The 26,006-nt window shown below is 67.5% G+C and carries 28 protein-coding genes; 13 read left to right on the plus strand and 15 right to left on the minus strand.

The genetic code is table 11. The annotated features are described in order from the left end of the window. Positions 1-29: 29 nt before the first annotated feature. Positions 30-791 (plus strand): ATP-binding cassette domain-containing protein, encoded by a 762-nt coding sequence (locus ABLE91_RS00235; protein WP_348928290.1) that lies wholly within the window; start codon positions 30-32, stop codon positions 789-791. Between the two features lie 115 nt (positions 792-906). Here the strand turns inward: ABLE91_RS00235 and ABLE91_RS00240 are convergent, their stop codons facing one another. Beyond that, complete coding sequence (locus ABLE91_RS00240; protein WP_348928292.1) at positions 907-2,121, minus strand: lytic murein transglycosylase; 1,215 nt, start codon at positions 2,119-2,121, stop codon at positions 907-909. A gap of 223 nt (positions 2,122-2,344) precedes the next feature. On the opposite strand from ABLE91_RS00240, the gene ABLE91_RS00245 reads away from it, so the two are divergent. From ABLE91_RS00245 to ABLE91_RS00255, 3 genes are all read left to right on the plus strand, one after another. Further along, entirely contained in the window at positions 2,345-3,235 is an 891-nt protein-coding gene (locus ABLE91_RS00245) for a PhzF family protein (RefSeq protein WP_348927250.1), read from the plus strand. A gap of 225 nt (positions 3,236-3,460) precedes the next feature. Beyond that, positions 3,461-4,204: an SDR family NAD(P)-dependent oxidoreductase gene (locus tag ABLE91_RS00250; RefSeq protein ID WP_348927252.1), complete on the plus strand. Its 744-nt coding sequence runs from the start codon at positions 3,461-3,463 to the stop codon at positions 4,202-4,204. A 64-nt stretch (positions 4,205-4,268) separates the two neighbouring features. After that, positions 4,269-5,429 (plus strand): MFS transporter, encoded by a 1,161-nt coding sequence (locus tag ABLE91_RS00255; RefSeq protein WP_348927255.1) that lies wholly within the window; start codon positions 4,269-4,271, stop codon positions 5,427-5,429. 3 nt (positions 5,430-5,432) lie between these two features. Here the strand turns inward: ABLE91_RS00255 and ABLE91_RS00260 are convergent, their stop codons facing one another. Then, a complete protein-coding gene (locus tag ABLE91_RS00260) occupies positions 5,433-6,323 on the minus strand; it encodes a LysR family transcriptional regulator (RefSeq protein WP_348927256.1) in 891 nt (296 codons plus the stop codon). A gap of 265 nt (positions 6,324-6,588) precedes the next feature. On the opposite strand from ABLE91_RS00260, the gene ABLE91_RS00265 reads away from it, so the two are divergent. The 7 genes from ABLE91_RS00265 to ABLE91_RS00295 all read left to right on the plus strand — a co-directional run bounded on the left by ABLE91_RS00265 (position 6,589) and on the right by ABLE91_RS00295 (position 14,004). Then, complete coding sequence (locus tag ABLE91_RS00265; protein ID WP_348927259.1) at positions 6,589-7,410, plus strand: alpha/beta fold hydrolase; 822 nt, start codon at positions 6,589-6,591, stop codon at positions 7,408-7,410. 49 nt (positions 7,411-7,459) lie between these two features. After that, positions 7,460-8,017, plus strand: a complete 558-nt coding sequence (locus ABLE91_RS00270) for a carboxymuconolactone decarboxylase family protein (RefSeq protein ID WP_348927261.1) — start codon at positions 7,460-7,462, stop codon at positions 8,015-8,017. A 4-nt stretch (positions 8,018-8,021) separates the two neighbouring features. After that, the gene (locus ABLE91_RS00275) at positions 8,022-9,770 is read left to right on the plus strand and encodes an ABC transporter permease (RefSeq protein ID WP_348927264.1); all 1,749 of its coding nucleotides are present in this window, start codon (positions 8,022-8,024) and stop codon (positions 9,768-9,770) included. 13 nt (positions 9,771-9,783) lie between these two features. Then, complete coding sequence (locus ABLE91_RS00280; protein WP_348927266.1) at positions 9,784-10,920, plus strand: ABC transporter ATP-binding protein; 1,137 nt, start codon at positions 9,784-9,786, stop codon at positions 10,918-10,920. A gap of 101 nt (positions 10,921-11,021) precedes the next feature. After that, positions 11,022-12,113, plus strand: coding sequence for an ABC transporter substrate-binding protein (locus tag ABLE91_RS00285; RefSeq protein WP_348927267.1), 1,092 nt, complete (start codon positions 11,022-11,024; stop codon positions 12,111-12,113). A 74-nt stretch (positions 12,114-12,187) separates the two neighbouring features. Then, positions 12,188-12,700: a flavin reductase family protein gene (locus ABLE91_RS00290; RefSeq protein ID WP_348927270.1), complete on the plus strand. Its 513-nt coding sequence runs from the start codon at positions 12,188-12,190 to the stop codon at positions 12,698-12,700. A gap of 194 nt (positions 12,701-12,894) precedes the next feature. Further along, on the plus strand, positions 12,895-14,004 hold the full coding sequence (locus tag ABLE91_RS00295; protein WP_348927273.1) for an LLM class flavin-dependent oxidoreductase: 1,110 nt from the start codon (positions 12,895-12,897) through the stop codon (positions 14,002-14,004). Positions 14,005-14,134: 130 nt separating this feature from the next. Here the strand turns inward: ABLE91_RS00295 and ABLE91_RS00300 are convergent, their stop codons facing one another. The 5 genes from ABLE91_RS00300 to ABLE91_RS00320 are packed head-to-tail and all read right to left on the minus strand — an operon-like array spanning position 14,135 to position 16,077. Next, a complete protein-coding gene (locus ABLE91_RS00300; protein ID WP_348927275.1) occupies positions 14,135-14,566 on the minus strand; it encodes a DUF1801 domain-containing protein in 432 nt (143 codons plus the stop codon). A 36-nt stretch (positions 14,567-14,602) separates the two neighbouring features. After that, a complete protein-coding gene (locus tag ABLE91_RS00305) occupies positions 14,603-15,079 on the minus strand; it encodes a DUF1801 domain-containing protein (RefSeq protein ID WP_348927276.1) in 477 nt (158 codons plus the stop codon). 5 nt (positions 15,080-15,084) lie between these two features. After that, complete coding sequence (locus ABLE91_RS00310) at positions 15,085-15,306, minus strand: hypothetical protein (protein ID WP_348927278.1); 222 nt, start codon at positions 15,304-15,306, stop codon at positions 15,085-15,087. Between the two features lie 40 nt (positions 15,307-15,346). Then, the gene (locus ABLE91_RS00315) at positions 15,347-15,757 is read right to left on the minus strand and encodes an SRPBCC family protein (protein WP_348927281.1); all 411 of its coding nucleotides are present in this window, start codon (positions 15,755-15,757) and stop codon (positions 15,347-15,349) included. Continuing rightward, a complete protein-coding gene (locus ABLE91_RS00320; protein WP_348927283.1) occupies positions 15,754-16,077 on the minus strand; it encodes an ArsR/SmtB family transcription factor in 324 nt (107 codons plus the stop codon). The genes ABLE91_RS00315 and ABLE91_RS00320 overlap by 4 nt, the downstream gene beginning before the upstream one ends. A 249-nt stretch (positions 16,078-16,326) precedes the next feature. On the opposite strand from ABLE91_RS00320, the gene ABLE91_RS00325 reads away from it, so the two are divergent. Further along, positions 16,327-17,094 (plus strand): LOG family protein, encoded by a 768-nt coding sequence (locus ABLE91_RS00325; RefSeq protein WP_348927285.1) that lies wholly within the window; start codon positions 16,327-16,329, stop codon positions 17,092-17,094. Positions 17,095-17,153: 59 nt separating this feature from the next. Then, positions 17,154-18,695, plus strand: coding sequence for a bifunctional aminoglycoside phosphotransferase/ATP-binding protein (locus ABLE91_RS00330; protein ID WP_348927287.1), 1,542 nt, complete (start codon positions 17,154-17,156; stop codon positions 18,693-18,695). Positions 18,696-18,712: 17 nt separating this feature from the next. Here ABLE91_RS00330 and ABLE91_RS00335 read toward each other — a convergent pair whose 3' ends face one another. Genes ABLE91_RS00335 through ccoO form a run of 8 tightly spaced genes read right to left on the minus strand, consistent with a single transcriptional unit; the run spans position 18,713 to position 25,995 of the window. Then, positions 18,713-19,837: an MFS transporter gene (locus ABLE91_RS00335; RefSeq protein WP_348927289.1), complete on the minus strand. Its 1,125-nt coding sequence runs from the start codon at positions 19,835-19,837 to the stop codon at positions 18,713-18,715. After that, on the minus strand, positions 19,834-19,983 hold the full coding sequence (gene ccoS, locus ABLE91_RS00340) for a cbb3-type cytochrome oxidase assembly protein CcoS (protein ID WP_348927291.1): 150 nt from the start codon (positions 19,981-19,983) through the stop codon (positions 19,834-19,836). The genes ABLE91_RS00335 and ccoS overlap by 4 nt, the downstream gene beginning before the upstream one ends. Beyond that, a complete protein-coding gene (locus ABLE91_RS00345) occupies positions 19,980-22,148 on the minus strand; it encodes a heavy metal translocating P-type ATPase (RefSeq protein ID WP_348927294.1) in 2,169 nt (722 codons plus the stop codon). Before ABLE91_RS00345 ends, ccoS begins: the two co-directional genes overlap by 4 nt. A 25-nt stretch (positions 22,149-22,173) precedes the next feature. Continuing rightward, positions 22,174-22,680 (minus strand): FixH family protein, encoded by a 507-nt coding sequence (locus ABLE91_RS00350; protein ID WP_348927297.1) that lies wholly within the window; start codon positions 22,678-22,680, stop codon positions 22,174-22,176. A 14-nt stretch (positions 22,681-22,694) separates the two neighbouring features. Next, positions 22,695-24,146 carry a cytochrome c oxidase accessory protein CcoG gene (gene ccoG, locus ABLE91_RS00355; protein WP_348927298.1) on the minus strand — a complete coding sequence of 484 codons (1,452 nt, stop codon included), beginning with the start codon at positions 24,144-24,146 and terminating at the stop codon, positions 22,695-22,697. A gap of 33 nt (positions 24,147-24,179) precedes the next feature. Next, positions 24,180-25,076 carry a cytochrome-c oxidase, cbb3-type subunit III gene (gene ccoP / locus ABLE91_RS00360; RefSeq protein ID WP_348927300.1) on the minus strand — a complete coding sequence of 299 codons (897 nt, stop codon included), beginning with the start codon at positions 25,074-25,076 and terminating at the stop codon, positions 24,180-24,182. Positions 25,077-25,080: 4 nt separating this feature from the next. Next, a complete protein-coding gene (locus ABLE91_RS00365; RefSeq protein ID WP_348927302.1) occupies positions 25,081-25,242 on the minus strand; it encodes a cbb3-type cytochrome c oxidase subunit 3 in 162 nt (53 codons plus the stop codon). 3 nt (positions 25,243-25,245) lie between these two features. Further along, entirely contained in the window at positions 25,246-25,995 is a 750-nt protein-coding gene (ccoO, locus tag ABLE91_RS00370) for a cytochrome-c oxidase, cbb3-type subunit II (RefSeq protein WP_348927303.1), read from the minus strand. Between the last annotated feature and the right edge of the window lie 11 nt (positions 25,996-26,006).

Below are 26,006 nucleotides of genomic sequence, written 5' to 3' on the forward strand. Positions count from 1 at the left end.
CCTCGATCGGGAAAGGGAGCGTATCGCGCCTGCCGCAACCGGCGGAGACCGGCTCCACCGAAGACGGCCTCTCCTTCACGCTCCGCAAGGTACGCAAAGCCTTCGGGCCGAAGGTGGTGCTGCACGATATCGACCTGCATGTCCCAGCCGGCCAGTTCGTGGCCATCATCGGCAAGAGCGGCTGCGGCAAGAGCACATTGCTGCGACTGCTGACGGGACTGGACAAGCCCACCAGCGGCACCCTTGCTCTGGGCGAGGGCGACACGCAGGCGCGCGTCACCCGCATCATGTTCCAGGAGCCGCGCCTGCTGCCCTGGGCGCGGGTGGTCGCCAACGTGGAAGTGGGCCTCTCCCATATCAAGGACAAGGTGCGGAAGCGGGCGAAGGCCTTGTCACTCCTCGGCGAAGTCGGCCTTGCGGACCGCGCAGGCGAATGGCCTGCCGTGCTCTCCGGTGGCCAGCGCCAGCGGGTGGCGCTCGCCCGTGCGCTGGCGAGCCGACCGCGCATCCTCGCGCTGGACGAGCCGCTGGGCGCGCTCGATGCCCTCACCCGCATCGAGATGCAGCAGCTCCTGGAGCGCATCTGGCGCCACCAGGGCTTCACCGCCGTGCTCGTGACCCACGACGTCTCGGAAGCCGTGGCGCTGGCGGACCGGGTGGTGCTGATCGAGGAGGGCCGCATCGCCCTCGACGTGCTGGTGCCCCTGGAGCGCCCCCGCCGCCGCGGCTCGCCGGAGCTGGCCCAGCTGGAAGGCATCATCCTGGAAAAGCTGCTGGGGGCGCCGGCGTAAGAGGAGCGTGAGCCCCTGCCGCCGCGCGGCGGGGGCGGAAGGACGCTGGCCCCCGGATCAGCGGTATCGGCTGCATCGCCCTCGGTGACACGACCCTTCAGATCGTACCGGGCCGCTATCTCGCCGCCCCCATGGACTGGAGCACCGTCTCGCTCGGCCAGCAATCCACTTTCAGCCCGGCCGATTTCTGGTAGGCGCCGAGTGCCGCGCGGGTCAGCATGCCGGCCTTGCCGTCGATCTTGTCCTTGTAGAGGCCGATGCGCGTCAGATGCTTCTGCATCGCCTCCACCGATGTGGTGCGCAATTGCGCCGAAGCCGACCACGGCGTCGCAAAGGGCTGCGGGTCCATCATGCGGTCGGACAGATGACCGACGAACAGCACGTAGAGATCGGAGAAATTATATTCCTTGATCACGAAGTAGTTCTTCGTGGTGAGGAATGACGGGCCATAGATGCCCTCGGGCTGCAGCAGAGATGCCGGCTGCCCCTGCTCGGCGGCCGAGAGCCTCTGTCCGCGCACCGGCGTAAAGCCTGCGCGCAGCCACTCGCCGATCGGCCTCTGAACTTCGGGCACGCCCATGGTGCAGTCGACATTCGCGGGCGCGCGGACCTCGTAGGCCCAGCGCAGTCCCGGCTGCCACCCCTTGTCGGCGAGTTGCTTGGCGGCGGACGCCAGCGCATCCGGCACCGAATGCCAGATATCGGCGTGGCCATTGCCGTCCAGATCGACGCCGTGGCTGTAATAATCCGACGGCAAGAACTGCGTCAGGCCGGTGGCGCCGGCCCAGGACGAGCGGAATTCCTTCCGCGTGACCGTTCCCTCATCCAGGATCTTCAGCGCGAGAATGAATTCGTCGCGGTACTGGTCCTTGCGGCGGCCCACATAAGCCTGCGTGGCCACCACGCGCAGCGTGTCGTAGGAACTCGTGTAGCGGCCGAAATCGGTCTCGCGGCCCCAGATCGCCAGCACCACCGTCGCCGGCACACCGAACTGGGCCTCGATCCGATCGAGCGCGGCCCGATGCTTCTGCATGAGCCGCTGCCCCTCGACGGCCAGCCGCGCGATGGTGGATTCCTTCACATAGTCGGCCGGCACCTGCACGAACTCCGCCTGCGCCCGCGCGCCGGTTGCAGGCCGTCCCGGCAGGGCCAGATCGGGCAACTTGTAGTCCGGCTCAAGGCCACGCGTTTCGCGCTCGAACGTCTCCCGCGACACGCCGGCCGCCTGCGCCTCCGGCCAGAGCGAGGCGATGAATTGCGTGAAGGCGGCGTCCGCCGCGCGGGCGGGCCATTGAAACGCGAGCACCGCAAGCAGCACCCCGGGGATAATTGTGCGGCAGCCTGATCGCACGGGACCGCTCACGCTTCGTTTTCGAGATTGTTCATGGCGCAACGCTAGCACAGCGCCGCCATGAACGCGCAGTCCCCTCCCCTGGCTTGCGCGCGCGTGGCCCCGCAGCGCGCTTCAGGCTCCGCTTCGCGCCATCCCGAGCCGTGTCGATGCTCCGCGCGTCTTCATAGTATGCTGCGGTTCAGGCGGGAGGTTCGTCCACATGTCGCGCAGATTCGAGTTCATGACCGTTGATGTGTTCACTGTTCAGCGGTTCGGAGGAAATCCCCTGGCTGTCTTCTACGATGCCGAGGGATTGAGCGACGCGGAAATGCAAAGCCTCGCGGCGGAGATGAACCTGAGCGAAACGACATTCGTCCTGCCGCCCGCCTCGCCCGAAAATCACCGCCGCGTCCGCATCTTCAACAGGTCCGCCGAGATGCCGTTCGCCGGCCACCCGAACGTGGGCACGGCCTGCGCGCTGGCCATGCTCGGGCTGACGAGGGACGATGCGCTCCGGTTCGAGGAGACGGCGGGTCTCGTCGGGGTGGAACTGATGCGGGACCAGGCCGGGGCGGCCACCGGCGCCACGATCAATGCTCCCAAAGCCCTTGATGTCATCGAGGAATTGGCGCCTGACGCCATCGCGGAATGCATCGGACTGAGCGCGGCGGACATTAGGCTGTCAACCCACGCGCCGGTCATCGCCAGCGTCGGCGTCGATTTCGCATTGGTGGAGGTTTCGCCGGATGCCGTCGCCCGGGCGACCCCGCGGCTTGACGCATTCAGGAGCGCGCAATCCCTGCTTCGCCACCAGTCCGGCCGGCTTTCGATCCACCTGTATAGTCGGTCGAACGATCAAATCCGCGCCCGGATGTTCGCTCCATTGGCGGGAACATGGGAGGATCCGGCGACCGGCAGCGCCAATGCTGCTCTCGCCGCCCTGCTTGTCTCCCTGGGGGAAGGCAGCGACCAGACCTTCCAGATCACACAGGGCGTGGAGATGGCGCGAGCGAGCCAACTCGTTGCTCGGGGATGGCGGGTGGGTTCGAATGTGCATGCGAGCGTCGGGGGAAGCTGTGTGCCGATGTTCCGTGGGCATGTCGAGCTGTGATGACGCGGCCAGAGGTGTCGATGCCGGCTGCACTCTCGTAAGCTTTTAAGCCCCCACGTGCTTCCCCATCATCCCCGCACGGCATTTAGGACATTCGGGAAAGGATGATTTTCTCTCTCACCTTTTTCAGGGATGAAGCCGTGCCGCTAGCCTGTTAAGCAACAAGGATCCGACGACCGGCAGTGCCGGCGTGGAGCGGCCATGAACGGGATGGAAGCAAGAGGAATGGGGCGCACGGCCATTGTCACGGGTGCCGGCGCGGGCCTTGGGCGCGCCATCGCGCTCGGCTTGGCGCAGGCGGGCTATCGCATCGGGCTTGCGGACATCGATGAAGCCGGCCTTGCCGGCGCGCTGGAGGAATGCGAGCGCCATGCGCCCGGAAGCCTCGTGTTGCCGCTGGACCTGCGGCAGGAAGAGAGCATCAAGGCATGCTGCGATGCGGCCGTCGCGGCGTTCGGCCCGCCGGACCTGCTGGTGAACAATGCCGGCGTCGCCTTGCACCGCCCCGTGGTGGACCTGACCTGGGACGAGTGGGACACGGTGCTCGACGTCAATCTGAAGGGCGTGTTTTTCATGTCCCAGCGCTTCGGCGCGGCGCTCATCGCCGAGGGACGGGGCGGGGCCATCGTGAACATCGCCTCCGCCCACGGCATCGTCGCCCTGGCGGACCGCGCGGCCTATGGCATCTCCAAGGCCGGCGTCATCCATCTCACCAAGATGCTCGCCATCGAATGGGCGCGCCTCGGCATCCGGGTGAATGCCATTGCGCCCGGCACGGTCATGACGCCCTCCCGCGAGGCCCTGCTGCACGATCCGGATGCGCGCCGGCGGATGCTGGACCGCATCCCCATGGGACGCTTCCCGACCCCCGAGGAGGTCGCCGCCGCCGTGCTCTATCTGGCGGGCGACGGCGCGGCCGCGATGACCGGCCACACGCTGGTGCTCGACGGAGGCACCACTGTCTGGTGAGGCCCGAACAGACCTAGGCGCCCCGCCGGCGCAGGAGGGGTGGATTGCGGCGCTGGCGGCGATGATGCTGCTCCAGACCACCTCGTCCTTCCTGAACCAGATGCTCCCCACTCTGGCGCCCATCCTGCGGGTCGAGCTCGGCTGGCCGGACACCATGGTGGGATATCTCGTCGCCCTCGGCACGGCGGGGGCCATCGTCTTCCTCATGTGCGGCAGCCCTTTGGTGCGCGGCGCCGGCTCCATCCGGGCCGTGCAGATCGGCCTCGTTCTGGGCATGGCAGGGGTGGCGCTGCTGCCCGCTCCATTCGCCGCCGCCCCGTTCGTGGCGAGCGTGATGATCGGGCTCGCCTACGGCCCGTCGACGCCGGCCGGGAGCGACGTGCTGATGCGCTATTCCCCCGCGCGTCACCGCTCCCTCATCTTCTCCCTGAAGCAGGCGGGCGTGCCGCTCGGCGGGGCCGCGGCGGGGCTGATCCTGCCGGCGCTCGCGTCCACCGTGGGCTGGCGCGCCGCGCTGCTGGCGGTGGGCGCGATCCTCCTCGCCACCGTCCTTCTGGCGCAGACGGTGCGCAAGCGGGTCGATGCCAGGCGTGACCCGGACCAGTTGCGGCTTAGGCTCTTCCTCTCGCCTGCCAATATCCGCCAGCCTTTTGCCGCTTTGCGCGCCGGGCCGGGCCTCCAGCGCCTTGCCTTTGCGGGCGGGTTCCTCGCCATGAACCAGGGCGGGTGGAACGCCTTCCTCGTGACCTATCTGGTGGGCGCCGTCCATCTGTCGCCCATGGCGGCCGGCATGGTCTTTGCGGTCATGCAGGTCGCGGGCGCCATGGGGCGCATCGGCGTCGGCTGGCTGGCGGACAGGGTGGGCTCGGGCCTCATCGTCACGCGCCTGTGTGCGGCCTTCGCCGGCGCCGTCACCCTGGCGCTCGGGCTCGCCCGGCCGGACTGGCCTCTGGCCGCGCTGCTGGGTATCGCGCTGCTGGCCGGCCTTACGGTGTCAGGGTGGAACGGCATCCAGCTCGCCGAGATCGCGCGGCGTGCGCCCCGGCATCTGGTGAGCGAGGCGACGTCGGGCGGATCGGTCTTCGTGTTCCTCGGCTTCGTGGCGGGGCCGTCCGTGTTCGCGACCCTCCTCGCCGTGACGGGCCGCTATGACCTGCCCTGCTTCGCCATCGCCATCACGCCGCTTCTTGCCCTGGCGCTCGTGGCGCGCATGCCACCAGCCTAGCCTTCAGCCCATCTTGGTGATGGAGACGAGGAAGTCGAGGAAGACCCGCACCTTCGCCGGCAAATGGCGATTGGCGGGATAGAGCACGGAGATGGGGGCGCCCTCCACCGCATAATCGGTGAGGATGGACTGCACGTGGCCCTGCTCCAGGTCCTTGCGCACCAGCCACCAGGTGCCGCGGATGATGCCGAGCCCCGCCACCGCCGCCTCCCTCAGCGCATCGCCGCTGTTGAGGTTCGCATTGCCCTTCACATGGATGATGGTCTCGCGCCCCTTGGCGTCGGCGAAGCGCCATTCCGGGCCGCTGCGGTTGCCGGTAATGCAATTGTGGTCGAGCAGGTCCTCCGGCGTCTTGGGGATGCCGTGCGCCTTCAGATAAGCGGGCGAGGCCACCGTGACCTGCGGGCTGCGGATCAGCATGCGGGTGATGAGCCGGGAATCGCTGATGTTGCCGGTGCGCACGGCGATGTCATAGCCCTCCGCCACGAGGTCGATGGGCTTGTTGCTGTCGCCGAAACTGAGGTCGATGGAGATATCCGGATATTTCTTTAGGAATGACGGCAGCTCGGGCACCAGCGTCACCCGCCCGAAGGAGAGCGGCACCAGTGCGCGGATGCGCCCGCGGGTCGCCACGTTGCCGCGCTGGAGGGCGAGTTCCGCATCCTCCAGATCGGAGAGGATCTGGACCGCCCGCTCATAGAATTCCTGTCCATAATCGGTGGTGCTGAGCTGCCGCGTGGTGCGGTTGAAGAGCTGGGTGCCGAGCTCGTCCTCCAGGCGCGTGATGGTCTTGGTGACCGCCGACACCGACATGCCGAGCTTGCGGGCAGCCGCAGTGAATCCGCCATTCTCCGCGACACGGGTGAACACGCTGAGGGCAAGGAACTTGTTCATCGGCGGTTTCCCGAAGAGGACGTTTCCCGAACCGGCCTTCTTCGCACTTGCGAAAATTCATCCGGTAGTTGGCGCCTATTTATATCCGATTTGTCTCCGATTCTCGGAACTTTCGGAAAGAATCAATTTCCAACTCCGACATTTCATATCGGAATAGGCCCGCTAAGCTGGATTGCAACGAGGGGTAAACCCCATCCGGCTAAGGGCTATCGCTGCTCTCCGCCGGAAGCACTTGCGGTGCTGCAAGGCAGGTAAGGAGAGGCCCGTGAAAGTTGAGAGCAACGGCTGCACGTTCAACCTCAGCCTGGAAGGGCGCGCGGATGCGCCCGTCATCATGCTCAGCCATGGCATCGCCACCGATATCGGCATCTGGGACGACCTCGTGCCGCTCCTCGCCACACGCTACCGCGTGCTGCGCTACGATTCCCGCGGCCACGGCGCGTCCGAGGCGACGCAAGGCGCCTATTCGCTGTCCCAGCTCGCCGACGACGTGACGGGCATCCTCGATGCGCTCGAAATCGACCGGGCCCATTTCGCCGGCCTCTCCATGGGCGGCATGGTGGGCCTGGAGCTCGCGCTGCGCGCGCCGGAGCGCATGACCTCCATCGCCGTATGCAACGCCCGCGGCTCAGCGCCCGCGCAGTATCGCGACGCCTGGACGGACCGCAGCCGCAAGGCGCGGGAGGGCGGCATGGAGACCATGGTCGAGCCCAGCATCTCGCGCTGGTTCACCCCCGGCTTCCAGGCGCGCCGGCCCGATGCCATGGAGAAGATGGCCGGCATCATCCGGCGCACCTCCGTGGACGGCTATTGCGGCTCGGCGGCGGCGCTGTCCGAGCTCGACCATGAGAAGCACCTGCCCGCCGTCACCGTGCCCCTCCTCTTCCTCACCGGGGCCGAGGACCAGGGCGCGCCGCCTTCCGTTGTGCGTCCCATGCAGGAGAAGGCTCCCGCTTCGCTTTATGTCGAGCTGCCGGATGCGGGCCATATCTCGGTGATGGAGCAGCCGCGCCTGTTCGCCGAGGCCCTCCTCGGCTTTATCGATCCCATCGCGGCAGGCGCGCCTGCCCAGCCAGCCCACGCCTGACACGCCGCATCGCCTTTTCGCCATTCGCGCCAATCCAGAAGGTGCCCAGATGAGCCGTATCGCCCTGCTCGCGCGGGAAGATCTTAGCCCCGCTCAGGCCGAGGTCTACAATTCCATCAATGCCGGCGCGCGCGGCGGTGTGCGCGGGCCGTTCCGCGTGCTGCTGCACTCGCCGGACCTCGCCAAGCGGGTGGAGCAGCTCGGCGTCTATGTGCGGTTCCAGTGCAAGGTGCCCGAGCGCCTGCGGGAATTCTCCATCGTCCTCGTCTCCGAGCACTGGCACGCGGCCTATGAATGGTACGCGCACGCCTCGCTGGCCCTGAAGCAGGGGATCCCCGAGGTGGTGCTGGATGCCGTCGCCAAGGGCGAGCGGCCGGCCTTCACCGAAGAGGCCGACGAAATCACCTATGACTACGTCACCAGCCTCCTGAAGACCGGGCGCGCATCGGACCCGGTGTTTTCGCGGGCACAGGCCCTGCTCGGCGAGGAGGGGCTCGTCGATCTCACCGGGTTGGTCGGCTACTACACGCTTCTCGCGCTCCAGCTGAACGCCTTCGAGGTGCCGATCCCGGAAGACGGCTACGCCCCGTGGCCGGTCAAGGGCTGAGCCGATGAGCACGGGCAGCGATACCTTGGCGAAGGCCGGCGCTCAGGGGAGCCAGAGCCAGGCGGCTCCGGGCGCTCCCCCGTCCCATTCCCGCTTCTGGGAGAAGGGGCTGCCAGTGCTCGGCGTCGCGGCCGGCATCCTGCTGGTGCTTGGGCCGTTCCTCGCCACCCTCATCCGCAGCCTGCTCTATTGGCAGCCGGACGGCTCGGTCGTCGTCACGCTGCAGAACTTCACGGCCCTGCTTGGCGATGCCCGCTTTCTCGACGCGGCGCGCAATACGCTCCTCTGCGGCGCGGGCGCGACGATCGTGAGTTGCGTGCTCGGGGTCACCCTGGCCTGGATTGTCTCGCGCACCGACGTGCCGGGCCGGTCCTGGTTCGAGGTGGGCAACCTCATCCCCTTCTTCCTGTCGCCCTATGTGGGCGCCGAGGCGTGGCGCTACCTCGCGGCGCCCGGCAGCGGCATCATCCACAAGATGGCGCAGGACTATCTCGGCCTGAAGCTGCCGTTCCTCAACATCTATGGGCTCGCGGGCGTCATCTGGGTGCTGGCCATCTTCTATACGCCCTATGTCTATCTGTTCGTGATCTCGCCGCTGCGGCGCATGGACAGCGCGCTGGAGGATGCCGCACGCGTCCATGGCGCCTCGTTCGGCTACACGGTCCGGCACATCACCCTGCCCTTGCTGATGCCCGCGCTGCTGTCGGCGGCGATGATCGTGTTCGTCACCAGCGCCGGCCTATTCGACGTGCCGTTCGCCCTGGCGGCCACCCACGGCATCCGCACCATTCCCACCGAAATCTATTCCTCGCTGCAATACCCCGCCGATTTCGGCCGCGCCGCCGCGTTCGGCATGCTGGTGCTGTGCCTCACGGTGACGCTCACCTTGTGGCAGCGGCACTATCTCGCCTCCCGCCGCTTCGAGACCGTGAGCGGCAAGGGCTATCGCCCACGCGTCATGAAGCTCTCGCTGGGCGGCCGCATCGTCGCGCTGACGGTGGAGGTGCTCTATATCGGCCTCGGCGTGGTGCTGCCCATCATCGCGCTGCTCATGGTGTCGCTGCAGAGCATCTGGACCGGCAAGTTCCGCTCGGGCTACGCGACCATCGAGAACTTCACCTACGTCCTGCTCAATTACGACCTGACCCGCACGGCCATCGTCAACAGCCTGTTCCTGGCGGTGGTCGGCGCGAGCATCGGCGTCGGGCTCAGCGTGCTGCAGAGCTATTATCTCAACCGCAGCACTTCCAAGGCGCGGGGCTTCATGGAGGCCGTGCTGTCGCTGCCCATCGGCATCCCGGGCATCATCCTCGGCCTCGGCTTCCTCATCCTCTCCGTGCGCACGCCGCTCTACAGCACCATCTGGGTCATCCTCATCGCCTATGTGGCGCACTTCTTCCCGCTGGCGATCCGCACGGTCACGGCCATGTTCGTCGCCATCAATCCCGAGCTGGAGCAGAGCGCGCGGGCGAGCGGGGCGTCGTGGTGGCAGACCATGCGCCACGTGCTGCTGCCGCTTCTCAAACCCGCGCTCATCGCCGCATGGCTCATGCTGTTCGTGATCTTCGTGCGCGAGCTGGGCTCCACCATCCTGCTCTATGCGCAGGGCACGGAGACCATCTCGGTGGCGCTGGTCGCCCTCGGCGACCGCAATTTCGGCTTCGTGGCGGCGCTCGCGGTGATCCAGCTCGTTCTGCTGCTTTCCGCCTTCGCCCTGTTCCGCTTGACCCGCGCCTCGCTGGTGCAGGACTGATTTGGAGGACGCCGTGAAAAGCGACCTGTCTCACTTCGTCACCGTCCGGGGCCTGAAGAAGACCTTCGGCTCCAACACCGTCCTCAACTCCATCTCGCTGTCGGTGGAGGAGGGCCACACCCTCGCGCTCCTCGGCCCCAGCGGCTGCGGCAAGACCACCATGCTGCGCTGCCTCGCCGGCCTGGAGACGGCGGACGAGGGCTATATCGAGATCGCCGGCAAGGTGGTGTTCGACAGCGCCAAGAAGATCAACCTGATGCCCGAGGCGCGCCAGCTCGGCATCGTGTTCCAGTCCTATGCGGTGTGGCCGCACATGACGGTGGCCGAGAATGTCGGCTTCCCGCTCAAGGTGCGCCGCATGTCCAGGGCGGACCAGGAGAAGCGGGTGCGCGTGATGCTGGACGTGGTGGGCCTCGGCGCCTGGTACGACCGCCCCGCGACCCAGCTCTCCGGCGGCCAGCAGCAGCGCGTGGCGCTTGCCCGGGCCCTGGTGCACGAGCCGCGCCTTGTGCTGTTCGACGAGGCGCTCTCCAACCTCGACGCGCAGCTCCGCGAGCAGATGCGCATGGAGCTGTCCATGCTCCAGGACCGCCTCGGCTTCACGGCGATCTACGTCACCCACGACCAGTCCGAGGCCTTTGGCCTGGCGGACCGGATCATCATCCTGAACAAGGGCCACATCGACACGGAAGGCGCGCCGCGCGAGGTGTTCGACCGGCCGCAGACCCCGTTCGTCGCGCAGTTCCTCGGCCTGAACGTGCAGGAGGGCGAAGTGCTCGAGACGGCGCAGGCCGCCCCCCATGGCGCGCCGCAGGACGCCGCGGGCTGGGCGCGGGTGGCCCTGCCGGGCGGCACCGCCATCTGGGGCAAGCTCGGCCACGACCGGCCCCTGAAGGCCGGCGGCAAGGCGCTCATCTGCATCCGCAAGGAGCATGTGAAGGTCAGCGCGCGGGAGGCCATGGCCGGGCGGCAGGCGTTTCCCGCCGTGGTCCGGGCCGCCTCGTTCCAGGGCCTCTCCGAGGAATACATCATCGATCTCGCCGGCATCGAGCTGCGCGCCATCCAGCCCAGCGCGGGCGTGCGCTCGGGCGACGCGGTGGCGGTCGATCTTGCGCCCGAGCAATGCATCGTGCTCGCCCGCGACGCGTGAGAACAGGTTCAGGAAAGACGGGTGCTGTTGGTAGGGGCGTGCCGGCAGGACCTTTTGGGGGGCAATAGACCCTGCTGCGAGCGCTCTCAGGAGGAGAAACGATGAACGTCCGTAAAACGGCCCTCGCGGCCCTCATGTTCGGCGCCTTCGCGCTGAACCAGGCCTCGGCGCAGGAAGCGCCGGTGCTCAAGGGCGCCACGCCCGAGGAGAAGGCACGGGTGACCGCCCTGATCGACGGCGCGGTGAAGGAGGGCAGCCTCTCCTACTGGGACACGGTGATCCAGCCCGGTACCAATGACAAGCTCGTCAAGGCCTTCAAGGAGCGCTACGGGCTGCCGGCCGCCTTCAAGGTGAACTACACCCTGTCGCAGACCGGCGAGCTCGTCACCCGCATCGAGCAGGAGCTGGGCGCCGGCCGCGTCACCATGGACGTCGCCGCCATCTCGGCGCCCATCTGGGTGTTCGAGCGGCTGGGCGCAGGCGACCTGCTCCAGTACAAATCGCCGGAATACGCCCACTACCAGAAGATCTTCGATGCCGGCCTCGGCATGGACGGCTACTTCGCCTTCAATGGCGGGTACGTCTTCGTGCCCATGTGGAACAGCGAGAACCTGGATTTCAAGGGCAAGTCCTACCAGGACATGATCGCCGCCGTGCCTGAGGGCAAGCTCTCCATGGGCGACGCGGCCAATTCCACCACCTTCCTCGCCACCTTCATGGGCGAGCGCACGGTCCTGCCGCCGGATTTCTTCACCAAGCTTGCGGCCAAGAAGCCCGTGCTGCTCCGCCGCTCCGAACAGCTCGCCTCCGGCCTCGTCACCGGCGAGCAGGTGATGACGCTGTCCGGCATGCCCACCCGCGCCTACCAGATGAACCAGAAGGGCGCGAAGCTGAAGTTCCTGTTCCCCGACGAAGGCGTGCTTCTGCTCGCGCCGAGCACCTTCATCCTCACCAAGGCGCCCCACCCCAACGCGGCCAAGCTCTGGATCGACTTCATCCTCTCGGAGGCCGGCCAGAAGATCCTCACCACGGAAGAGGCGCTGATCTCCGGCCGGTCCGATTTCAAGAGCTCGATCCCCGAATACTCGCCGCCCATCGAGAGCCTGAAGCTTATCCGGATGAACTGGGGCCGGCTCACCACCGAGAGCATGACCAAGGCCAAGGCCGACTGGGTCGGCATCTTCAACCCCTGAGATCCCGAGGAGCGGCGGGCGCGACCCGCCCGCCGCTCCTGGTCCGCCGCAACGGACAGTCCTGGAGACACCTCATGTCCATCGCGTCCCTGCACATGGAATCGGATCGGCTGGATCCGCGCCGCTTCCGCAATGTGATCGGCTCGTTCGCCACCGGTGTCGCCATCATCACCACCGAGCTTGACGGCGCCTATCACGGCATGACCGTCAACTCGCTGACCTCCGTGTCGCTGGACCCCTGCATGCTGCTGGTCTGCCCCCGGCGCGGTAGCGCCACGGGCGAGGCGATCCGCGCGCGCGGAGAGTTCGCGGTGAACATCCTCGCCGCCCACCAGCGCGACCTGTCGCACCGCTTCGTGAGCGCCGGCATCGCCGACCGCTTCACCGATCTCGACGTTGAATTCAGCCCCCGCGGCATGCCGCTCCTGCCCGGCGCCATCGCACATATCTGCTGCCGCGTGGCGGCCATCCATCCCGGCGGCGACCATGAGATCGTGCTCGGGGAAGTGCTGACCTGCTCGGATGCGGACGGCCACCCGCTGGTGTTCCACAAAGGGGCGTTCGGCGCCTTCAGGACCGACGCCTGAGCCTCCGTCTCCAGGGGGCGAAATGCGCGAAGATTTCAGACAAAAACGAAAAGTTCAATTTCACATTTAGGACGTTTGAGACCGGCTCTCCGGCTTCTATCGTCCCTTCAAATCCAACGGGCGAAACGCGTTGAGACGCATTTCGCCAAGGGGCGGGCCGTCTCCGGCCGCCTGCCGAACCACGGAGCGATGTCATGAAACTCGGTTACTTCACCATGCCGGTCCACCCCATCGAGCGGGACTGGCGCGAGACGCTGCGGGAAGACCGGGAGACCGTGATCCTCGCCGACCAGCTCGGCTTCCACGACGCCTTCATCGGCGAGCACCTCTCGGATCGCTGCGAGACCATCACCAACAGCATGATGTTCCTGGCCTCGCTGGTCTCGGACACCAAGACCATCAAGCTCGCCACCGGCACCTCCAACCTGTCGCAGACGCACCCCACCCTCATCGCGGCGCAAGCGGCGATGCTCGACCATCTGGCGGATGGCCGCTTCATCTTCGGCATCAGCCCCGGCGCGCTGACCACCGATGCGGAAGCCCTCGGCATCCTGGATGAAGACCGCAACAAGATCTTCGCCGAAGCCATCGACGTGATCCTGGAGATCTGGCAGCGCGAGGCGCCCTACGAGATCGACCTGCCGGACAACCGCTTCAAGGTCTCCACCAAGCGCTCCGCAGCGCTGGAGCTGGGTGTGGGCTACCTGCCCAAGCCTTTCCAGAAGCCCTATCCGGAGATCGTCGGCACGGTGCTCTCGCCCTATTCGCCCGGCGTCATCGCCATGGGCCGGCGCGATTTCCATCCTCTGTCCGCCAACTTCCTGCTGTCCAAGTGGATCAAGACGCACTGGGACAATTACGTGGAAGGCAAGTCGCAGGTGGGCGCGAAGGCGGACCCGGCCGACTGGCGCGTGGCGCGCACCATCTTCGTCGCCGACGACGAGGCGACGGCCTCCTCCTATGCCCGGCACGACCCCAACAGCCCCTACCGGCACTATTACGGCCAGATCCACAAGAAGCTGATGCGCTCCAAGCGCCTGTTCGTGATGAAGGAAGAGCGGGACCAGCCGGACGAGGCGGTGACGCACGATTTCATCATGGACCAGCTGGTGATCTACGGCACCGTGAACAAGGTGGTGGACCAGCTTCTCGCCCTGCGCGAGCAAGTCGGCGATTTCGGCGAGATCGTCTATGCCGGCATGGACTGGGTGTCGCCGGAGCTCGCCAAGCGCTCCATGCAGCTCATGGCGGAACAGGTGATGCCGCGGGTCAACGCCGCCATCGGCTCAGCCGCCGCGGCGTGAGAACCGGCTGAAAAGCCCGGAAGACAATGCCACTGGCCAAGGGGCCATAGAATATCGCCCCTTGGCCCGGTTATGAGCCGAAAGCAGTCATCGCCCAGCCGCAGGTGAAGCTTGTAACGCTTCCGCGCGATCAAGCGCGGGCGCGGGAGGTGTTCAGCGCAATGGCCGCGCGAATGAGGGCCTTCAATGCCTCCTCGTCAATCGCCTCGCCCTCGTGGAAGTCGATGGCGCGCCTCGTATTGCCATCGAGGCTGGAGTTGAAGAGGCCTGACGGGTCATCGAGCGCGGCCCCCTTGGCGAAGGTCATCTTCACGACGCTCTTGTAGGTCTCGCCGGTGCAGATCATTCCGTCGCGATACCACACCGGAACGCCTCTCCACTTCCACTCCTCGACCACCTCGGGGTCGGCCTGCTTGATCAAGGCGCGGAGCTTGGAGAGCATCTCGCCCCGCCAGTCGCCCAACTCCTTGATCATCGCATCGATCAACTGAGCGGGGGAGGTTTCCCCTTTTCCCTCCGGCGAGACGGTCGTGTTCTTCTTCATGGTTGTCGCCTTCTTCATGGTTGCTCCCAAGCCGTGCGCCTCATCCCGTCCCGCTCACAATCGTTCGCCGGGCAATTGGCTGGCCTGCTTCACCCATTCAGCGAACTGAGCCTCGTCGAGCTGGTCCTCGTAGATGTCGAGATAGCGTACGTCCTTCTGCTTGGAGACGCCCGGAGGAAGAGGATGCAGCGACGTCCCGCGGAAGAAAGCCACCTTTATGTATTTCGTGAAGACGTGGAGGCTGAGGAACCAGCCTTGGCCCTCGTCGGCAACGCCATAGAAGGGCGAGTTCCATTTGACCGCTTTGCGGACACCGGGGACGGCGCTCTCGATGAGCCTGTCGAGGCGTCGTCCGACATCGCTTTTCCAACCCGGCATGGCCGCGATATAGGCCTGCACGGGAGCGTCCCCGTAGCCCTTCGCGATCTGGGGGTTACCGCCCGAGAGGAGGACCGGCTTTGCGGCATCGCCGGCCTCCGCCGTCTTGCGCGGTTTGGCTGCCCGCGCCGCTTTCTTGGTCTCTCCTGCCATGGCGTTCACGCCCGCATGCTGGCACGTCGCCCGCTGCGCCACCTGGCGGCATAGGGCAGCATGAACATGTACAGCCCGCTGAACAGGAGCAAGAAGAGCGGGACCAGCGGCGAATAGACCAACCAGAGAGGAGGCTCCCCTAGTCCCCGGGCGACGAAATTGGCGATGACGGTCACCGTGAAGGCAATGGACAGCCAGCGATGGACCTGCCGAACCCAGGTGCTCATGGTGGGACCTCCTGATGATTGTTCGCCGAAGCGGCAGACCTCACTCCGCCCGACCCAGAACCTGCTCCAGGTTTGCAAAGAACTGCGCCCAGCCGTGCTTGGCGCCCTGGTAGGCCTGCTGCTGATCCGGCCGGAAGCCAGCCTGCTCCATGCGCAGGTGAGTCCCCGTGCGCGAAGGGGTGAGCGTCCAGGTGACCACGCTCTCGAGACCGTAGGCCGCCCACGTGTAAGACAGCGTCCTGTGCGGTTCGACTTCCAGGACCTGACAGTCCACGGCGCCCCAGTCGGCGCGAAAGTTGAAACGATGGTCCACCACAGGCTTGAAGTCGCTCTTCATGAGCCATTCTTCGATCAGGTGCGGCTGGGTGAGCGCGCGCCAGATCTTCTCCGGCGGAAAAGGGATCTCCCGTTCGACAACGACGGAGAGCGTTTCGGACGCGCTGTTGGTCATTGGTCCATCCTCTTGAGCAGATCTTCGAGATCGTCGAACCGGCTCTGCCAGAAGCCGGTCATTTGGCTTGTCCAGTCGATCAGCGGCGCCAGGGCGCCAAGCTGCGCGCTGTAATGTGTCTGGCGGCCTTCGTGGCGGTCGCGCACCAGCCCGGCCTGCTTCAGAACGCCGAGATGCTTTGAGACGGCCGGCTGCGAGACCCCGGCTTGAGCCGTCAGGGCGCCAACCGTCTGCTCCCCGTCACGGCACAGCCGCTCGAAGATGGCCCTCCGCGTTGGGTCGGCGAGCGTTCTGAAGAGCATGTCGTGGGCATTCGGCATCAGGACGCATAACTCTCCAGCTATTGATCCGACCTATAACCGACGGGCTATGCGTGGGTCAAGCGAGAGGGATGGCTGAGGCCGCCCAGGTCCATCCGTTGCGGCACGGAGCTTCTGGTCCACGCAAAGCGGTGACATGATGCGAGCCCTTGAACCTCGACGGGAGGGGCTGTCCCCTCTTCCGCCCGCGGACGCCGGCAGGTGCCGGGCGCATGTCACCTCCGGCACCGCACCCACCGAACGGATCCCATGCCCGATTTGCCCTCCCCTGCCCCGCCCGACCCGCTGCTGCTCCCGTCCTACAGGCTGCCTGCGCTCGACCAGGATTTCATCCTCGGCGATTCCATGCGGGGCGTCCGGTTCCTTCTGGAATATGCCAAGGCGGAGGAGGCGCTGCGGGCGTGGCAGGTGCGCTCCACCATCGTTGCCTTCGGCTCCGCCCGCGTGCGGGAGGATGGGCCGGGGCGCCAGCCCTTCTGGTATGCGCAGGCGCGGGAATTCGGCCGCATCGCCTCGGAGCGGGGCGGGGCCTTGCGGACGCAGAAGGAGCGCGACAACGTCATCGCCACCGGCGGCGGGCCCGGCCTCATGGAGGCCGCGAACCGCGGGGCGGCGGATGCCGGGGCGCCGTCCGTGGGCTTCAACATCAGCCTGCCGCACGAGCAGGGCCCCAACCCCTACAGCACCCCGGAGCTGACCTTCCAGTTCCACTATTTCGCCATGCGCAAGATGCACCTCGCCATGCGGGCCAATGCGCTGATCGTGTTTCCGGGCGGCTTCGGCACCCTCGACGAGCTGTTCGAGATCCTGAACCTGCGCATTACCAACAAGGCGCCGCCAATCTCCATCGTCCTGTTCGACGAAGCCTATTGGCGGTCGATCATCAATTTCGACGCCCTGGTGGAGCACGGCATGGTGACCCGCGAGGAGTGCGCGTTCTTCTGCTTCGCAGACCATGCCGAGGAGGCGTGGCTGAAGCTCTCGGCCGAAGGGCTGGACGCGCACCCCAAAGGCTGACCACCGAGCAGGGACCGGCGCGCATGTCCTCAATGCGGTTCATGAATGGGAGACCGGACGTGGAGGACCAGAGCGATGTCTTCGCCTTCCTCGCAAGCCCTGAGACCCACGGGCTGAGCGAGCCTGTCCGGCGCATCGACACCCATGGCGCCTGCGTATTCCTGGCGGGCCGCGACGCCTACAAGGTGAAGCGCGCGGTGCGTTTCCCGTTCCTCGATTTCTCGACCCTGGAGAAGCGCCAGCGCGCCTGCGAGAACGAGATGGTGGTCAACCGGGAGAACGCCCCCGGCCTCTATCTCGGCGTCGTGCCCGTCACCCGCGGCCAAAACGGTCTCGCCATCGGCGGAGAGGGCGAGGTGGTGGAATGGGCCGTGCACCTGCGCCGGTTCGACGAGACGCAGACCCTCGATCGCCTCGCGGACGCGGAAGGACTGCCGCCGCCGCTGATAGCTAAGCTCGCCGCCCGCATCCTCGCCTCCCACGGCCGTGCGCCCGTGCACTCCGGCACGGCGGCGGTCGCTGCGTTCGAGCGTCAGGCGCGCGAGACACTGGACGAGCTGGACGATGGGGCAGACGTCTTCACCGATGCCGCACTCGGCACGTTGAGGGCGGCGGTGGAAGATGAATTGGAGGCCTTGCAGCCGCTGCTGCTTCGGCGCGGCGATCTCGGCCAAATCCGTCGCTGCCATGGCGACCTGCATCTGCGCAATGTGGTGCTCCTCGAGGGCGAGCCGGTCCTGTTCGATGCCATCGAGTTCAACGACGCCATCGCCACCTGCGACGTGCTTTTCGATCTCGCCTTCATGCTCATGGACCTTGGCCACAGGGGCTTTCTTGCGGAAGCGAACCTGCTGTTGAACCGCTACCTCTGGGGTGCGGAACAGGAGGAGCTTCAGATCGAGGGCCTGCGCGCGCTTCCGCTCTTCATGGCCCTGCGCGCCGCCATACGGGCAAAGGTCTCCCTTGACCTCGCGCATCTTTCGAGCGCGGCGGCCGAGACCGCCATCGCGGAAGGCCGGCGCTATCTGGATCTGGCGCTCCGGCTCGTGGGGATGCGGTCGCCCCCCGCGCTCATTGCCGTCGGCGGCCTGTCCGGATCCGGCAAGAGCACGCTTGCCGCGCGGCTCTGCCCGGTTCTGGGCGACATGCCGGGGGCGGTGCATGTGCGCAGCGACATCGAGCGCAAGCGGCTGTTCGGCTCCACCGAATTCGAGCGCCTGCCGCCATCGGCCTATGATGCCCCGGCAACGCAGAGGACCTATGAGCGGGTGCGCGAGCTGGCCCGCCTTGCCTTGCGTGCGAGATGCAGCGTGGTGGTGGATGCCGTCCACGCGCGTCTGGACGAACGGGAAGCCATAGCCGCCGTGGCTGGCAAGGAAGGTGTTCCTTTCCACGGTCTTTGGCTTGACGGCGCTGTGGCGACCTTGCGCGACCGCGTGGCGCGGCGGGTCCACGATGCCTCGGACGCCACGGCGGAGGTGGTGGACCTCCAGGCCGGCTTCGATATCGGGCCGCTCTCCTGGCCAAGGCTCGACGCGACGCGCCCCCTGGAGGAGGTGGCGGAGCAGGCGCTGGAAACGATCGCTTTGGGAATGAAATAAGCGCCGCCCCCGGAAGTTCAGACGACCGCCACCATCTGCGTGCCGAGAATGGCGGCGCAGAACAGCCCACCATCGTGCAGCGCCAAGGCGAGCCGGCTTGGAGGGCCAGCGCGGTGAAGCCAGGCGGTGGCGCCGAGGGTTGCGAGCGCCCACCCTGCCCCGCCAAGGATAAGCGCAACGGCCAGGAAAGCAGGCACGGCGGCCGTATAAGCCAAGGCGAGCCCGGCGGCCGTGCATAGGGTTCCTGCCGCAGTCAACGGGCGGGGGGAAATGGTGCGTCCCAGCCAGATCATGGGCAGAGCGGGCGCGTACATGGCGAAGACGTGGAGCGCAATGAAGCCGAAGACGGCGCCCTCCCCGATGCCGCAATCCACCAGTTTCAACGGGGCGCCGGCCATAAGGGCGCTCATGGCGAACCAGGCCGCTGCACCGCCGAGGGTCGGCCACAGGGCTCCTTTCAGCGGCGCAGCGGCGCCTTCCGATGCTGCCGAGAGCGGGTCCGGTGCAAGCCGCACGGCGACCGCGAGGGAGGCGGTATGGGCGCTGGCGGCCAATACCGCCGCGCCCACGAGGAAGAAGGGCGCGAAGAGGGCCTCGGCGCCCTGCGCCAGGAGAGGCCCGGCGAGCGCCGCCAAGAGCCCACCGGCAAGGACGCCGGCGGCGGCCACGCCGGGGCGCCGGGACGCCGCCGCGGCCTCGTGGCGGTAGAAGAAGGAGAAGCCTTGCGCCATGCCCAGCCAGAGCCCGCCGATGCAGGCGAACGCGAACTGGCGCTGCAGCAGCCCCAGCGCCAGGAGCGCACCGCCCGCGATGCCGAGCGAGGCGCCGAGGGCGAAGCCTGCCCGCCGGCCGAAGGCATCGCGCAGGAAGGCGGCGGGGAACGAGGCGAGCGCCGCGCCCAGCATCATGGCGGAGAAAGGCCAGATCGCGAGGGGAAGGCGGAACGCGCCCTCCGGGGCCAATGCCGCGCCGGTCAAGGGCAAGGCGGCGGAAGCGATGGTCTGGCCGAGCACCGCGAAGGCGAAACCGGCGGTGAGCGCCAGGGTGCCGGCGGCCGGGCGGATATTGTCATTGACCGGCGGCCCCACCGCCGGATCGCAGGCGCAGATGAGCATGCCTGCCCGGAGCGGGGCGGCGCTCACCGCTTCAGGTCCTCGTCCGAGAGCACCCGTGCCGCCGCGCCGTCGAGGTCTTCATACTGCCCTGCGCGCAGGCACCACAGGAAGGCGAAGAGGCCGGCAAGACCGAGGGCGAGCGCCAGGGGCACGAGATAGATGAGCACGTTCATGGGGCGGGCCTCCCCTTCGCGCGCAGCGCATTGAGCGTCACCAGGATGGACGAGCCGGACATGGCGAGCGCGGCCACCAGCGGCGTGACGAAGCCGCCGACCGCGAGCGGCACCGCGATGAGATTGTAGAGCAGCGCCAAAGCGAGGTTCTCATGAATGCGCCGAAGTGCCCGCCGAGCGCCGTCCAGTGCATCCAGCACCGGGGCGAGACGCGTGCCGAGGAATTCCGCATCGGCCTGCGCCTTGGCCAGGGCCGCTCCCTCCACCGGCGAGAGCGAGACATGGGCCGCGGCAAGAGCCGGGGCGTCGTTGAGGCCGTCGCCCACCATGAGGACGCGATGCCCCTGGGCCTTCAGCGCCTCCAATGCGGCGATCTTGCCGGCGGGCTTCAGTCCGGCGCGGGCGTCCGCGATGCCGAGTGCGTCGGCGACCGGCTGCACCGCCTCCGGCCGGTCGCCCGAGAAGATCGCGACCTTCAGGCCGCGCGCCTTGATCGCCGAGACCACCTCGGCGGCATCGCTCCGCAGCGCCTGGTCGACGCCGGCCACAAAACCCCTCCCGCCCAGCCGGAAGGCGATGAAGGAAGCGGAGGCGGGAAGGTCCGCCGGTGCCTGAAGGCCGCAGAAGGAGAGGCTGCCGAGGCGAGCCTCCTCCCCGTCGATGAGGGTGCGCACGCCCTCGCCGGGAGCCTCCGTCACGTCGGCGAAAGGTGCGCCCGCCGCCTGCCGCGCCAGGATGGCGGCGAGGGGGTGGCGGCTCGACACAGCGAGGCGCGCAGCGAGAGGAAGGAGGCTTTCGTCCGTTCCGGCGGGCAGGCGCAGGACGGGATCGGGCAAGGTGAGCGTGCCGGTCTTGTCGAATACCACCATGTCCACCTGCGCCAAGCGCTCCAGCATGTCGGCGGAGCGCAGCAGCAGGCCGGAGCGGAACAGGGCGCCGGTGGCGACCACCTGCACCGCCGGCACCGCGAGGGCGAGCGCGCAGGGGCACGTGATGATGAGCACGGCCACGGCGATCATCACGGCGTCGTGGAAGCTCGCGCCCGCCAGCAGCCAGCCGGCGGCCGCGGCGAGCGCCGTCAGGTGCACCACCGGCGCATAGGCGCGGGCGACCCGGTCCGCCAGCCGCACATAGGCGCTGCGCGAGGAAAGCGCCGTGTCGAGCAGGCGCTGCACCTCGTCCACCAGCGTCTCCTCGCCGCCGGCGGTGACGCGGAGCGTGAGGGCGCCTTCGCCATTGAGGCTGCCGGCATGGACCGCCGACCCGGCCGTCACGGCGCGGGGCAAGGTCTCGCCGGTCGCCAGCCCCTCGCTGACGCTGGAGGCGCCGTTCACGACGACCCCATCGGCGCCGATGCGCTCGCCGGGGGGCACGAGGATGACGTCGCCGCACACCAGGGCTTGCACCGGCACCTGGACCGGCACGGCCGCTTCATCCAGCCGGTGCGCCATCTCGCCCCGGAGCGCCGCCACATTGGCCGCGACCGCGCGGGTGCGCTGGCGCGCGGCATGGTCGAGATAGCGCCCGGCCAAGAGGAAGAAGAGCAGCATCAGTGCGCTGTCGAAATACGCGTGTTCCTGGCTGAGCGCCGTCTCCACCACCGACATGCCGAGCGCCAGCAGCACGCCGAGCGAGATGGGCACATCCATGTTGAGGGCGCGGTTGCGCAGCCCGTGAATGGCGCTGAGGAAGAAGGGCTGGCCCGCATAGGCCGCCGCCGGCAGGGCGATGAGCGCGGAAAGCCAGTGGAAGAGGTCGCGGGTCTCGGGGGTGATGTCACTCACATTGCCGGCCCAGACGGAGACCGAGAGCAGCATCACGTTCATGGCCGCGAAGCCCGCGACACCCAGGCAGCGCAGCAGCCATCTGGCGCGCTCCGCCTCGCCGTCCTCGGCCTTTGCGGCGTAGGGATGGGCACGGTAGCCCAGCGCGGAGAGCCGCTCCACCACCGCCCCTGGCGCGGCCGTGTCCGACCAGGCGACGGTGAGGCGGTGGTTCGTATAATTGAGCCGCGCGCGGATGACGCCGGGCAGGGATGCGAGTCCGCGCTCGATCTCCGCGATGGCGGACGGCTGCTCGATGCCTTCCACCACGAGATTGAGCTGCGCGTGGCCCGACGCATCCTGGGCCAGGAAGATGGAATAGTCTGCCGCCTCGGCGTTCACGATGGTCCTCCCGGTCGTGGACCGGTCAGTGGAGCTGCACCCTGTTTCTTGAGCGGAACAGGCGCTCCCCGCCTTGAGAGAGATCAACCACGAGGTCCCACTGCCCCGGCGCGGCCTCGATGGTCGCGCTGTAGCGGCCGGCGCCGAGGTCGATGAGCACGACCGATGCATCGCGCCGGGCATCGGTCGGGTGGGCGAGGCGCGCCGTCGCTTCAAGGCCCATGAGGGGCCGGCCGCGGGCATCGAGCGCCGTCAGGGCGATGATGCGCTCCCCGGCGCCGAAATCGCGCACCTGTGCCTCCACCTGCCACTGACGCTCCGCCTGCTGCCCGGCGGCCAGCTCCTCGCCCCGGAAGGCGAGGCCAGCCTTGTAGGCGCTCGCGGTCTCCACCCCGCCGAAGGTGGACACCGCATAGCGGGCCATCACCACATTGACGGCGATGACGATACCGAAAAAGCCGAGAATGCAGAGGAGGACGAAGCGGCCGGTGATCTCGCCGGGCGGGCGGTCGCTGAGGGTGCCTTGGCTCATGATGCGTGCGCCTCCTAGGGCCCGATGAAATGATCGGCGGCCGTGGCTTCGACGCCGGTGGCCGCATCGCGAATGGTGAAGGTGATGGGGAGGGAGGCGCCCTGCGGAAGCGGCGCACGGGTGGTCACGAGCACCCGCAGCTCGCGGGTCTGGTCCGGCCCCACGGAGGCCGCCATGCCGTCCGCGCCGACAATGTCGAGCGCGGCACCGGAAACGCCCGCCACAGACACCATGAAGGTGCGCTCCTCCAGCTTCTTGTTGGCGATGCGCAGCGTATAGGCGTTGCGGATGGCCCCGTCGGAGAGGCGCACGAACAGCGGATTGCGGTCGTGGATCGCCGCCAGATCCTGAAGGCTCCGGCGCGCGACGCTGGTGAGCATCAGCCCGCCGGCCACCAGGATCAGCACCACATAGAGCACGGTCCTGGCGCGCACGATGTGGCGCACGGGCGGCTTGCCCTCGGTGCGGGCCTTGAAATTGGCCTCGCTGTCATAGGCGATGAGGTCGCGCGGGCGCTCGATTTTGTCCATCACCGTGTTGCAGGCGTCGATGCACAGGCCGCACTGGATGCAGGCGAGCTGCGAGCCGTTGCGGATGTCGACGCCGGTGGGGCACACGGCGACGCACTGGTTGCAGTCGATGCAGTCGCCGGCGGGCTGGTGCGCTTCGCGCAGCACCGCCGCCTTCTTCATGGAATTGCGCGGCTCGCCCCGGTCATAGCGATAGGTGACGTTGAGGGCGTATTCGTCCGTCAGCGCCGCCTGGATGCGCGGCCAGGGGCACATATAGGTGCAGACCTGCTCGCGCATATGGCCGGCAAGCACGTAGGTGGTGAAGGTGAGAATGGCGATGGAAGCATAGGCCACCGTGGGCGCCTGGAGCGTCGCGAGCTCCACCACCAGCGTGGGCGCGTCGGCGAAATAGAGCACCCAGGCGCCGCCGGTCCACCAGGCGATGATGAGCCAGATGGCATGCTTCAGCGTCTTGTGGGTGACCTTCTCCAGGGTCCAGGGGCCGGCATCGGCGCGCATGCGCTCGCGCCGGTCGCCCTCGATGAGGCGCTCGACAGCAAGGAAGAGGTCGGTCCAAACGGTCTGCGGGCAGAGATAGCCGCACCAGACCCGGCCGGCCACCGCGTTCATCAGGAACAGGATGAGCGAGGCCAGGATCAGCAGCCCGGCGACGTAGTAGAATTCCTGGGGCCAGATCTCCAGGAAGAAGAAATAGAAGCGCCGGGCGGAGAAGTCGATCAGCACCGCCTGGCTGGGCGCGTCGGGGCCGCGGCCCCATCGCACGAAGGGCAGCAGATAATAGATCGCCAGCGTCACCATCAGCACCGCCCATTTGATGCGGCGGAAGCGGCCATGGACGCTCTGGGGATAGATCTGCCGCCGCGCCTCGTAGAGCGGCGCGTCGTCTTCCGCGTCGATCTCCACGGGCATGGGCGAAGTCCTGGATGTGGTCATGATGTGCGGGCCGCCACGCGCGGGCGGCCTCTCCTATTGGCCGCCGCCCAGCGTGTGGACGAACACCGTCAGCGCCTTGATGGTGGAGGCGGGCAGGCGCCCGCCCCAGGCGGGCATCACGCCGCCGCGGCCGTTGGCGATGGTCTGCAGGATGGTCGCCTTGTCACCGCCATAGAGCCAGATGCCGTCGGTGAGGTTCTTGGAGCCGAGCTCCTTGTTCCCCTTGCCGTTCTCGCCGTGGCAGGCGGCGCAATTGGCCTTGAAGACGGCGGCGCCCCGCTGCGCTTCCGGCGTGTCGGCTGGAACGATGCCGGCCAGCGAGCGCACATAGTCCGCCGCGTCCGACATCTGCGCCGGGGTCAGCATACCGGCGAAGGGCGGCATGTTGCCCTGGTGGCCCGCATCGTCTCCGGCGCGGGCGCCATGGGTGATGGTGGCCTGGATCTGCTCCAGCGTGCCGCCCCACAGCCAGTCATCGTCATTGAGGTTGGGATAGCCCTTCGCCCCGCCGCCGCCGGCCCCATGGCAGGGCGCGCAATTGTCGGCGAAGGCGACGCGGCCCTCGGCGCGGGCGATGGCGAGGAGATCGGGATCGCGCTCGATCCCTTCCAGCGTCACGTTGGCGAGGCGCGCGGAGGTGGCGGCGCGCAGGGTGCTGAGATCGGCAAGCTGCTGCTGCACGGCGCTGCGCGAATTCCAGCCCAGCACCCCCTGCGTGCTGCTGAAGATGAGCGGCCAGGCCGGGAACAGGATCCAATAGCCCACCGACCAGAGGATGCAGGCATAGAAGCTCCACAGCCACCAGCGCGGCAGGGGATTGTTCAGCTCGCGGATGCCGTCCCATTCGTGGCCGGTGGTGGACTTGCCGGTGGCGGCGTCCACCTGTGCGGCATTCACCTGTGTGTCGTGGCTCTCGTGCGCGGGGCTCACGGGATCAATCCTCTTTCAGGGGAATCTGGGCGGCGGCGTCGAACGCCTTCTTGCGCGCCTTCGAGGGCCAATAGGCGTAGGCGATGACGCCGCTGAAGCCGAAGAAGAAGAGCAGCAGGCCCCAGGTCTGCGCGAAGGAGGCGAGGAACATGTAGATGTCGCGCATGGCTCACCTCACATTCGCTTTGTTGTCGTAGAGCTTGAAATCCACCAGCGTGCCCAGCATCTGCAGGTAGGCGATGAGCGCGTCCGCCTCGGTGAGCGTGCCGGGATTGCCGTCGAAGTCGCGCACCTGGGCCTTGGGATAGCGCGCGAGCAGCGCGTCGCCGTCCGCCGCGTCGGTGGTGGATTGGGTCTTCAGATCATCCTGCGCGGCCGCGATCATCTCGTCCGTGTAGGGCACGCCCTCCAGCCGGAGCACCTTCATGTCGTCGGCGATGTGCTTGGCATCCAGCTTCGTCTCCGCGAGCCAGGGATAGGCCGGCATGATGGAGGCCGGAACCACGGCGCGGGGATTGTTCAGGTGCTCGAGCTGCCAGAGGTCGGAATATTTGGCGCCGACCCGCGCGAGGTCCGGCCCCGTGCGCTTGGAGCCCCATTGGAAGGGGTGGTCGTACATGCTCTCGGCGGCGAGGGAATAATGACCGTAGCGCTCCACCTCGTCGCGCAGCGGGCGGATCATCTGGCTGTGGCAGTTGTAGCAGCCCTCGCGCAGGTAGATCTTGCGGCCCGCCAGCTCCAGCGGGGAATAGGGGCGCATGCCCTCCACCGTCTCGATGGTGCTCTTCAGGTAGAAGAGCGGCACGATCTCCACGAGGCCGCCGATGGAGATCACCAGCAGCACGCCCAGCAGCAGGATCGAGGAATGCTTCTCGAAGATGGCGTGCTTCGCCCAGAGCGAAGATGATTTTGCGGACATTTTCGTCTCCG

The organism is Aquabacter albus (assembly GCF_040049275.1).
Taxonomy (GTDB): domain Bacteria; phylum Pseudomonadota; class Alphaproteobacteria; order Rhizobiales; family Xanthobacteraceae; genus Aquabacter.

What these genes read in the sequence shown, in the direction of transcription:
- ABLE91_RS00245 (WP_348927250.1), top strand. Translation starts at nt 2,345, where the DNA reads ATGTCGCGCAGATTCGAGTTCATGACCGTTGATGTGTTCACTGTTCAG.
- ABLE91_RS00250 (WP_348927252.1), top strand. Translation starts at nt 3,461, where the DNA reads ATGGGGCGCACGGCCATTGTCACGGGTGCCGGCGCGGGCCTTGGGCGC.
- ABLE91_RS00255 (WP_348927255.1), top strand. Translation starts at nt 4,269, where the DNA reads ATGCTGCTCCAGACCACCTCGTCCTTCCTGAACCAGATGCTCCCCACT.
- ABLE91_RS00260 (WP_348927256.1), bottom strand. Translation starts at nt 6,323, where the DNA reads ATGAACAAGTTCCTTGCCCTCAGCGTGTTCACCCGTGTCGCGGAGAAT.
- ABLE91_RS00270 (WP_348927261.1), top strand. Translation starts at nt 7,460, where the DNA reads ATGAGCCGTATCGCCCTGCTCGCGCGGGAAGATCTTAGCCCCGCTCAG.
- ABLE91_RS00275 (WP_348927264.1), top strand. Translation starts at nt 8,022, where the DNA reads ATGAGCACGGGCAGCGATACCTTGGCGAAGGCCGGCGCTCAGGGGAGC.
- ABLE91_RS00285 (WP_348927267.1), top strand. Translation starts at nt 11,022, where the DNA reads ATGAACGTCCGTAAAACGGCCCTCGCGGCCCTCATGTTCGGCGCCTTC.
- ABLE91_RS00290 (WP_348927270.1), top strand. Translation starts at nt 12,188, where the DNA reads ATGTCCATCGCGTCCCTGCACATGGAATCGGATCGGCTGGATCCGCGC.
- ABLE91_RS00295 (WP_348927273.1), top strand. Translation starts at nt 12,895, where the DNA reads ATGAAACTCGGTTACTTCACCATGCCGGTCCACCCCATCGAGCGGGAC.
- ABLE91_RS00300 (WP_348927275.1), bottom strand. Translation starts at nt 14,566, where the DNA reads ATGAAGAAGGCGACAACCATGAAGAAGAACACGACCGTCTCGCCGGAG.
- ABLE91_RS00305 (WP_348927276.1), bottom strand. Translation starts at nt 15,079, where the DNA reads ATGGCAGGAGAGACCAAGAAAGCGGCGCGGGCAGCCAAACCGCGCAAG.
- ABLE91_RS00310 (WP_348927278.1), bottom strand. Translation starts at nt 15,306, where the DNA reads ATGAGCACCTGGGTTCGGCAGGTCCATCGCTGGCTGTCCATTGCCTTC.
- ABLE91_RS00315 (WP_348927281.1), bottom strand. Translation starts at nt 15,757, where the DNA reads ATGACCAACAGCGCGTCCGAAACGCTCTCCGTCGTTGTCGAACGGGAG.
- ABLE91_RS00320 (WP_348927283.1), bottom strand. Translation starts at nt 16,077, where the DNA reads ATGCCGAATGCCCACGACATGCTCTTCAGAACGCTCGCCGACCCAACG.
- ABLE91_RS00325 (WP_348927285.1), top strand. Translation starts at nt 16,327, where the DNA reads ATGCCCGATTTGCCCTCCCCTGCCCCGCCCGACCCGCTGCTGCTCCCG.
- ccoS (WP_348927291.1), bottom strand. Translation starts at nt 19,983, where the DNA reads ATGAACGTGCTCATCTATCTCGTGCCCCTGGCGCTCGCCCTCGGTCTT.
- ABLE91_RS00350 (WP_348927297.1), bottom strand. Translation starts at nt 22,680, where the DNA reads ATGAGCCAAGGCACCCTCAGCGACCGCCCGCCCGGCGAGATCACCGGC.
- ccoG (WP_348927298.1), bottom strand. Translation starts at nt 24,146, where the DNA reads ATGACCACATCCAGGACTTCGCCCATGCCCGTGGAGATCGACGCGGAA.
- ABLE91_RS00365 (WP_348927302.1), bottom strand. Translation starts at nt 25,242, where the DNA reads ATGCGCGACATCTACATGTTCCTCGCCTCCTTCGCGCAGACCTGGGGC.
- ccoO (WP_348927303.1), bottom strand. Translation starts at nt 25,995, where the DNA reads ATGTCCGCAAAATCATCTTCGCTCTGGGCGAAGCACGCCATCTTCGAG.